Annotated in this window: 7 protein-coding genes; 4 read left to right on the forward strand and 3 right to left on the reverse strand. The window is 62.4% G+C overall.

Features of this window, described 5'->3' with window-relative positions:
- The first annotated feature begins 6 nt into the window (after nucleotides 1-6).
- From DN412_RS23270 to DN412_RS43475, 4 genes are all read left to right on the forward strand, one after another.
- Nucleotides 7-585: a TetR/AcrR family transcriptional regulator C-terminal ligand-binding domain-containing protein gene (locus DN412_RS23270; RefSeq protein WP_161564032.1), complete on the forward strand. Its 579-nt coding sequence runs from the start codon at nucleotides 7-9 to the stop codon at nucleotides 583-585.
- A gap of 479 nt (nucleotides 586-1,064) precedes the next feature.
- Complete coding sequence (locus DN412_RS23275) at nucleotides 1,065-1,544, forward strand: nuclear transport factor 2 family protein (protein WP_115213729.1); 480 nt, start codon at nucleotides 1,065-1,067, stop codon at nucleotides 1,542-1,544.
- Between the two features lie 71 nt (nucleotides 1,545-1,615).
- On the forward strand, nucleotides 1,616-2,341 hold the full coding sequence (locus DN412_RS23280; protein ID WP_115213730.1) for an EthD domain-containing protein: 726 nt from the start codon (nucleotides 1,616-1,618) through the stop codon (nucleotides 2,339-2,341).
- A 96-nt stretch (nucleotides 2,342-2,437) separates the two neighbouring features.
- Nucleotides 2,438-2,587 (forward strand): hypothetical protein, encoded by a 150-nt coding sequence (locus DN412_RS43475; RefSeq protein WP_161564033.1) that lies wholly within the window; start codon nucleotides 2,438-2,440, stop codon nucleotides 2,585-2,587.
- Here DN412_RS43475 and DN412_RS23285 read toward each other — a convergent pair.
- The 3 genes from DN412_RS23285 to DN412_RS23295 all read right to left on the reverse strand — a co-directional run bounded on the left by DN412_RS23285 (nucleotide 2,575) and on the right by DN412_RS23295 (nucleotide 5,810).
- Nucleotides 2,575-3,330, reverse strand: a complete 756-nt coding sequence (locus DN412_RS23285) for an SDR family NAD(P)-dependent oxidoreductase (RefSeq protein WP_115213731.1) — start codon at nucleotides 3,328-3,330, stop codon at nucleotides 2,575-2,577. The two genes, DN412_RS43475 and DN412_RS23285, sit on opposite strands and share 13 nt — an antisense overlap.
- Nucleotides 3,331-3,419: 89 nt before the next feature.
- Nucleotides 3,420-4,913 (reverse strand): FAD-dependent oxidoreductase, encoded by a 1,494-nt coding sequence (locus DN412_RS23290; protein WP_115213732.1) that lies wholly within the window; start codon nucleotides 4,911-4,913, stop codon nucleotides 3,420-3,422.
- A 30-nt stretch (nucleotides 4,914-4,943) separates the two neighbouring features.
- Nucleotides 4,944-5,810, reverse strand: coding sequence for an SDR family NAD(P)-dependent oxidoreductase (locus DN412_RS23295; protein WP_244222757.1), 867 nt, complete (start codon nucleotides 5,808-5,810; stop codon nucleotides 4,944-4,946).
- Nucleotides 5,811-6,329 lie beyond the last annotated feature (519 nt).

Consider the following 6,329-nt stretch of genomic DNA (forward strand, 5'->3'; position numbering starts at 1 on the left):
AACGACATGGGTATCAAGAATGGGCCTGGCCTCCTCCGGCCGGGCGGCCGGACAGAACAGGTTCGCAAGGCCATTGCTACGACCGTTCTCAAACTGATCGAGGCAGGCGATATTGATTTCGAATTACAGGAAGTAGCCAGGCTGGCTAACGTCCATCGCACAACCATCCATCGCCGCTGGCCGGATCGCGCCTCGCTGATCGCAGAGGCGCTGAGCGAGCACACCTCGCGCATCGACATTGAGTTCACCGGGGACTGGCGGGCAGACATCACCCGCATGGCGTTCACACTGCGGGACTTCCTCAGCGATCCGGTCGAGGTCGCGATGAATACGATCCTGGCGTCGACCAACAACGCCGAGTTTCGCGAAATGATCGCCGCGCATTGGAGCGGAGTACTGGCTTCCTTCCAGACGCCCATACTGGAGGCGCAGGCCCGGGGCGAGATCGACGCAAGGCACGACGCCGAGATCCTGGTGTCGATGATGGTGGCGCCCATTGTTTCGGCCATCATTTTTCTGAAGCAGACGCCGGATGACCGCTATATCGAACGGCTGGCGGCACAGCTTATCAAGGCTTGCAATTGAGCCTTCCCGGAGGATGTCGGGCGCGTCAGGGCCCAAAAGGACATGCCGCCCTGAAGCCACGGCCTTGAAGAGAAAGACGGCTACCCCCGCCGGCACTCTTGCTGGCGACTGTCGACCCCACCCAGCGCGGGCAGCCAGAGTCGGGCAGCCAGACTTCAAAGGCATGCGCGCAATGCACGCGCGAGACGGTCCGCTTCACGTGCATCGGTGATTCGCGAAGCCCATCACGAGGCCGCGTGCACTGTCGTCGTGAGCCGCGAATTCGCTGCTATGGACCGAACGCAAAGACGATCTCATCGATTATCACGCGGATCGCGCGGTGTGCCGCAGATCCTGATGCGTGACGAGCCAAATCTCTGCACAGAAGCGCGCGCTGCGCGGATCAAAGCCCGCTCATTGCGCATGGTCCGTACAGACGATGAACGCACGCACGCCTGCCAGCAACATGCATCTCCAGACCATGATCGCCAGGAGACGCAGTGGACAATGCCGTACAGGACCTGCTTGAAATCGAAGCCATCCGACAGTTGAAGTACCGCTACTTCCGCGCCGTCGACTGCCACGACTGGCCGCTACTCGCAAGCTGTCTTGCAGAGGAATGCACCACCTGGCTAGACAGCGGGAAATATCGCTTCAACGGACGCAGCGAATTCGTCGCCGAACTGCGCAAGCTCCTGGACAACCCGCCGCTGCTCACGATGCATCAGGGACACCATCCCGAGATCGAGCTGCTGGGCGCCGACAAGGCCAAGGGAATCTGGTACCTCGAAGACTATGTGATCTCGCAAGAGCAAGGCTGGCTGCTTCGTGGCACCGCCTACTACCGCGACGAGTATGTCAAGCGCGATGGCCGTTGGCAGATTCTCTCCACCGGGTACGACCGCGTCTTCGAAGCTGTGACTTCGCCGATCCCCGAACAATTTCGCGTGACGGCCAACTGCTTTGCTCCAGCGCAGTGATACCAGCGGGAAGCGGCCAGTGCCCTTGGCCTGCAGCTCGCATCTCTTTCACCTCCTGACTCACAAACGATATGGAAAAAGTCCTATACGTAGTCTGGCGCGGCCGGGCCAGCAACATCGGTGACACCGAAGCGCTCGACAGACGTCTGCGTGGCGAGATCGCCGAAAAACTGCTGGCGCTCGGTGCACGCGGCGTTCAGATCAATCTGGCCGATGCAGCCGTGCAACCTGCTGATGGCCTGCGTCAGGTCAACACCCGCGCCCAGATGGACGGCCTGATCAGTGTCTGGATGGACAGTGCCATCAAGCGCTTCCGGCAGCCGTTCGATGAGGTGATCGAATCCGCCGTGGACCGCATGGCAGCCTACCTCGTGACCGAGTCGCAGCCCATCCGCAACACCCGCTTTCCTGCCGAGCCGGGCCAGCGCACGGCCGGATTCTCCCAACTGGCGTTTCTCAGCCGACCGCCCCGGCTCACTCCTGAAGCCTGGCTCGACATCTGGCATCAGCGTCATACCCAGGTGGCCATCGACACGCAGGACAATTTCCTCTACGTGCAGAACGTGGTGGTTCGCCCTCTGAGCCTTGGCGCTCCCGTCATCGATGCAATCGTCGAGGAATGCTTCCCAGCGGCCGCCATGACCGATCCACACGCCTTCTTCGATGCCGTTGGAGATGACTCCAAGCTCAAACGAAACATTGACAGCATGATGGAAAGTTGCAATCGCTTCATCGATTTTGACAAGATCGACGTCGTGCCTACCAGCCAATACGTCATCAAGACGCCGGCCGCCTGACACGGGAGGCAAGCTGAAGACTCTGGTCGTCGGTGGCACCGGACTCATTGGCGGCCACTGACGCCGCGCAGCCCATCCGAAGACGGAAAGTTGACGATGTCGCCCGCCTGCTTCGGCTTCATCATCGGCGCGACAACACCGATCGCGGGCGCCCTCCTGCCTGGCGCAAACCTGAACGGAACGTATCGCTATACCTCGGAACTGCCCGAGCGTTCTTTGAGCGCCGGCTGCGCCTACCCCCAGTAAGCCTGCCCGCCATCAAGGGGGATTGTCGCGCCCGTGAGGTAACCCGCCTCTGCGCACACAAGGTGTGCGACGGCTCGCCCGATGTCCTTCTCGCAGTCACCGACCCGCCCGAGCGGAATCGTCTTGAAGAAGGCCGCTGCTTCCTCCGGTCGTTCGGCAACCCATCCAGCCATGCCGGGCGACATGGCGTGCGGGGCGATGGCGTTGACCCGAATGCCATCGCTGCCCCATTCACATGCGGCGGCGCGGGTCAGCGCGCGGATGGCTTCCTTGACCGCCGCATAAGGGCCGTAGCCCGATGCGTCCCAGCGCACCGCTGCGGACGAAACACAGTTCACCACCGCACCATCGCCCCGCAGGTACGGATAACAGGCGCGCATCATGCGCATCGTTGCCAGCGGCCCCGAATCGATGCCTTGCATGAACGCTTCATCGGTCACCTCCAACAGGCGTCCGAGCGGCACCACCTGCGCGTTGTTGACAAGGACATTGATGGCGCCGAAATGCGCAACCACCTGCGCGACGCAACGCTCGATCTCCTCCTTGACCATCACGTCGCACACTAATGGCAGTGCGTCGCCACCGCGACGGCGGATCTCCGTGCACGTGTCCTCCAGCTTGCCGACAGTACGGCCGACCACGGCAATGTGCGCTCCCTCTGCGGCGAGCGCGTAGGCAATCCCCTGCCCCACGCCTTGGCCTGCCCCGGTAACCAATGCGACTTTCCCTTGCAGCCGGCTCATGCCTGCCTCCCTTTACCATCCCTGGCGCATAAGCGCGCGGCCGACGATGTCGTGGTCATGCCGCTCCTTCGATGCCTGGCATTGATGCGTCAAACTGGAAACTGGAAGCTGAATTCCGAGCCGGCGGCATGCCTCCCCGCTTGCCGGCCGAAGAAGGTGGCATCCGCCAGCGACATGCCGGAGCTATAGCCCCCACCCCAGCGCGGCAAACCACAGGCGGTGCGGCCAGCTGCATATAGACCGCGAACTGGCGTCCGCTTCTCGGTCAGCACCTGTCCGGTTGGCAATGTGTCCAATCCTCCCAGGGTGAAATGCGGATAGAACGCGTAATCGACGCGGCAATCCAGCGCGACAAGAGGCGGCTCATCCAGCGGCTTCAGCCACTTCGCTGCTTTGTGGAACAACGGGTCGGCACCCTCGGCGGCATGCCGGTTGTAGACCGACACCGTGGCACTCAATGTTCCCTGCGGCAGGCCAAGGTCATGTTCGACCTCCTCCCAGGTCTCGCCAGCGGCCGCGATACCGATGCGCGTGAACTCCGCTGGCGGCTGGAAAGTCGCGTTGTCGACCAGGAGATAGATCCGGTCGCCGAGCTGCTGCATGATATGGTGGCCAATCCGGCCGTGATAGCAGTCCTCATTGATGAAGCGCTGACCGCGTTCGTTGACGAACACGCCTTTGATGAGCGATTCGGGCGCGTAGAAAGGCAGGCTGACGAACGCCTGGTCCATGTGGATAGCGGCGCCGCCCACGCTCATGCCCATCAGGATGCCCGAGCCATCGTCGCCCGGACTGCCGATCGGCTCGTTCGCGCGTAACAGGTCAGGGGCGTGGCGCCGAACCATATCGCGATTCATCACGAATCCGCCGGCGCACAGAACGACGCCCTTGCGCGCGCGCGCGAAGTGCAGCCGGCCGTTAATCCGCACGACCACGCCGTGAACGGCGTCCGCCTCGTCGGCAATCAACGCGAGCACGCGGCTGTCATAGCGCACATCCACGCCCAGCTTGACGACGCGCGCGGCCAGCACATCCATCAGCATGCGTCCACCACCCCAGCCGACCCATTGCGGGGTATGTCCACGCGGGCAAGGCTTCGCGCTAGCGGAGAACGGCCACGCCTCCTCGCTGCCAGACCAGATGAGACAATCGTCTGTCTCGGGCTCCATCATGCGTTCGGGCAGGTAGGTGTTTTTGTAGACCAGCCCTTGCTCGACCAGCCAATCATGGTGCGCCCGGCTGCCTTCGGCATAGAGGCGCACCTTATCCTGGTCGGCATCTGGACCGCCTGCCATCAGCAGGTAGCGGTACAGGTCCTCGGTGTCGTCGACAAAACCGGCTTGCCGCTGTGCCGGTGTGCCTCCGTCGCCGCCCAGGTAGATCTCGCCACCGGACAAGGCGCTGGTGCCGCCGCTGCCGGAGGCGAGCTCAAGCAGCGTGACAGCCGCGCTGGCCTGCGCGGCTTCGATGGCAGCGCACGCGCCAGCCGCGCCAAAGCCGACAACGATGACATCCGTTTCAATATCCCAATGCGGAACATCCCGGAGGCGACATGGGCGTGTGACAGAGAATTCGGCAGACATGGTGCGGTCTCGCAAGAATAGGGATGCAGATCAATCAACGATGGCCGGATGCGCCTGGACGGGCCCGCCCAGCATTTCGCGATAAGACGGTGGCTGCCTGCCCTCGTGATCCTGAATGCCGTACTCCCGGGCGATCTCCGCGCCGATCAATACCCTGCCGGTCTTATCCATCAGGCGTGGATCGCGGTAGAGCGCGTGGATGATTCTTCCGGTGAATGCCGGTGTCTCGGCCCGTTCGGCAAAGTCGGCGTACTGGTCCGGGCTGCGCGCCAGCGAACGCATGCTGCGTTCGGTCTTGAGCATTCCCATCCAGATAGAAACGGCCGCGACGTTATGGGGACGCAGGTCCACGGCCATGTCCTTTGCAAACTTATCGACCCCGGCCTTTTGCGCGCCGTATGCCGGCCCGTGCATGTAGCAACTTGCACCAAACGATGAGGTGAATGCGATCAGCCCGCTGCGTTGCTTGACCATCAACGGAGCGGCATGCCAGCTTGCCATGTATGCCGAGCGCAGGCCGACGTCGAGGATATTGACCAGATCGGGCGACTTCTGCCAAAACCCGGCGCGCACAGTCAACTCGTCATGCAGAAAGGTGGCGTTGTTCACCAGGATATCGAGCCTGCCCTGCTCCCGCGACACGCGCTCAAATACCGTACTTACCTGACTGTCGTAGCGGTGGTCGCAGGGCACGGCAATGCCGTTCCCCCCGGCCTTGTCGATCTCCGCTGCAGTCGCCCAGATCGTACCGGGCAGATCGGCATCGCCTTCCTGCTGCGAACGGCCGGTCACATAGACGGTTGCGCCTGCGGCCGCCAGCGCCAGGGCAATGCCCTTGCCGGCGCCACGCGAGCCTCCTGTCACGACGGCCACGAGCGGTTGATCAGTGGAACGCACGACATTTTCCTCTCTGGTTGCACTGCCCAGTTGCAGCGCCTCGGCCGCCTGGGCTTCAAATACGTAGTTCTGGACCAGCGGCGCAATACCACTGGGATTAAACTGGATAAAGCGCCGCTCCACGCCAGCAGGCGTCACCGCCTGCCGCATCCGCGTAAAACTGCGGTTGCCGCTTGCGCATCTGGCACATCGGGCCATCTGGATGTCCGCGGCCATCGCCAATGGCTGCGGCCGCATATCGGAAATCGAAGAAGAACCCCAAAGAATGCCGACCATCACCACCGGCCGGCACCAAGCTCACAGCAACTGGAGACTCGCTTAGCATGCTGTCACTGTGCCTCATCACCGTGCCACCGACCTCGTCCGTTCGGAGTATGCGCGCGCACCGCCCCCGGCCCTAGATACTATGAAGGGCTGGTAAGCCCCCTGAAGTAAAACGATAGTTGCTAACCCGTTTTACGAAAGGAGCCTGCAAATGAATGCCCCTGACACAGCCCTTCAAGGACAGGATACGACCGT

The organism is Cupriavidus lacunae, assembly GCF_003353055.1.
GTDB classification, from domain to species: Bacteria; Pseudomonadota; Gammaproteobacteria; order Burkholderiales; family Burkholderiaceae; genus Cupriavidus; species Cupriavidus lacunae.

Coding starts and splice junctions, on each gene's coding strand:
- DN412_RS23270 (WP_161564032.1), top strand. CDS start 7: ATGGGTATCAAGAATGGGCCTGGCCTCCTCCGGCCGGGCGGCCGGACA.
- DN412_RS23280 (WP_115213730.1), top strand. CDS start 1,616: ATGGAAAAAGTCCTATACGTAGTCTGGCGCGGCCGGGCCAGCAACATC.
- DN412_RS43475 (WP_161564033.1), top strand. CDS start 2,438: ATGTCGCCCGCCTGCTTCGGCTTCATCATCGGCGCGACAACACCGATC.
- DN412_RS23285 (WP_115213731.1), bottom strand. CDS start 3,330: ATGAGCCGGCTGCAAGGGAAAGTCGCATTGGTTACCGGGGCAGGCCAA.
- DN412_RS23290 (WP_115213732.1), bottom strand. CDS start 4,913: ATGTCTGCCGAATTCTCTGTCACACGCCCATGTCGCCTCCGGGATGTT.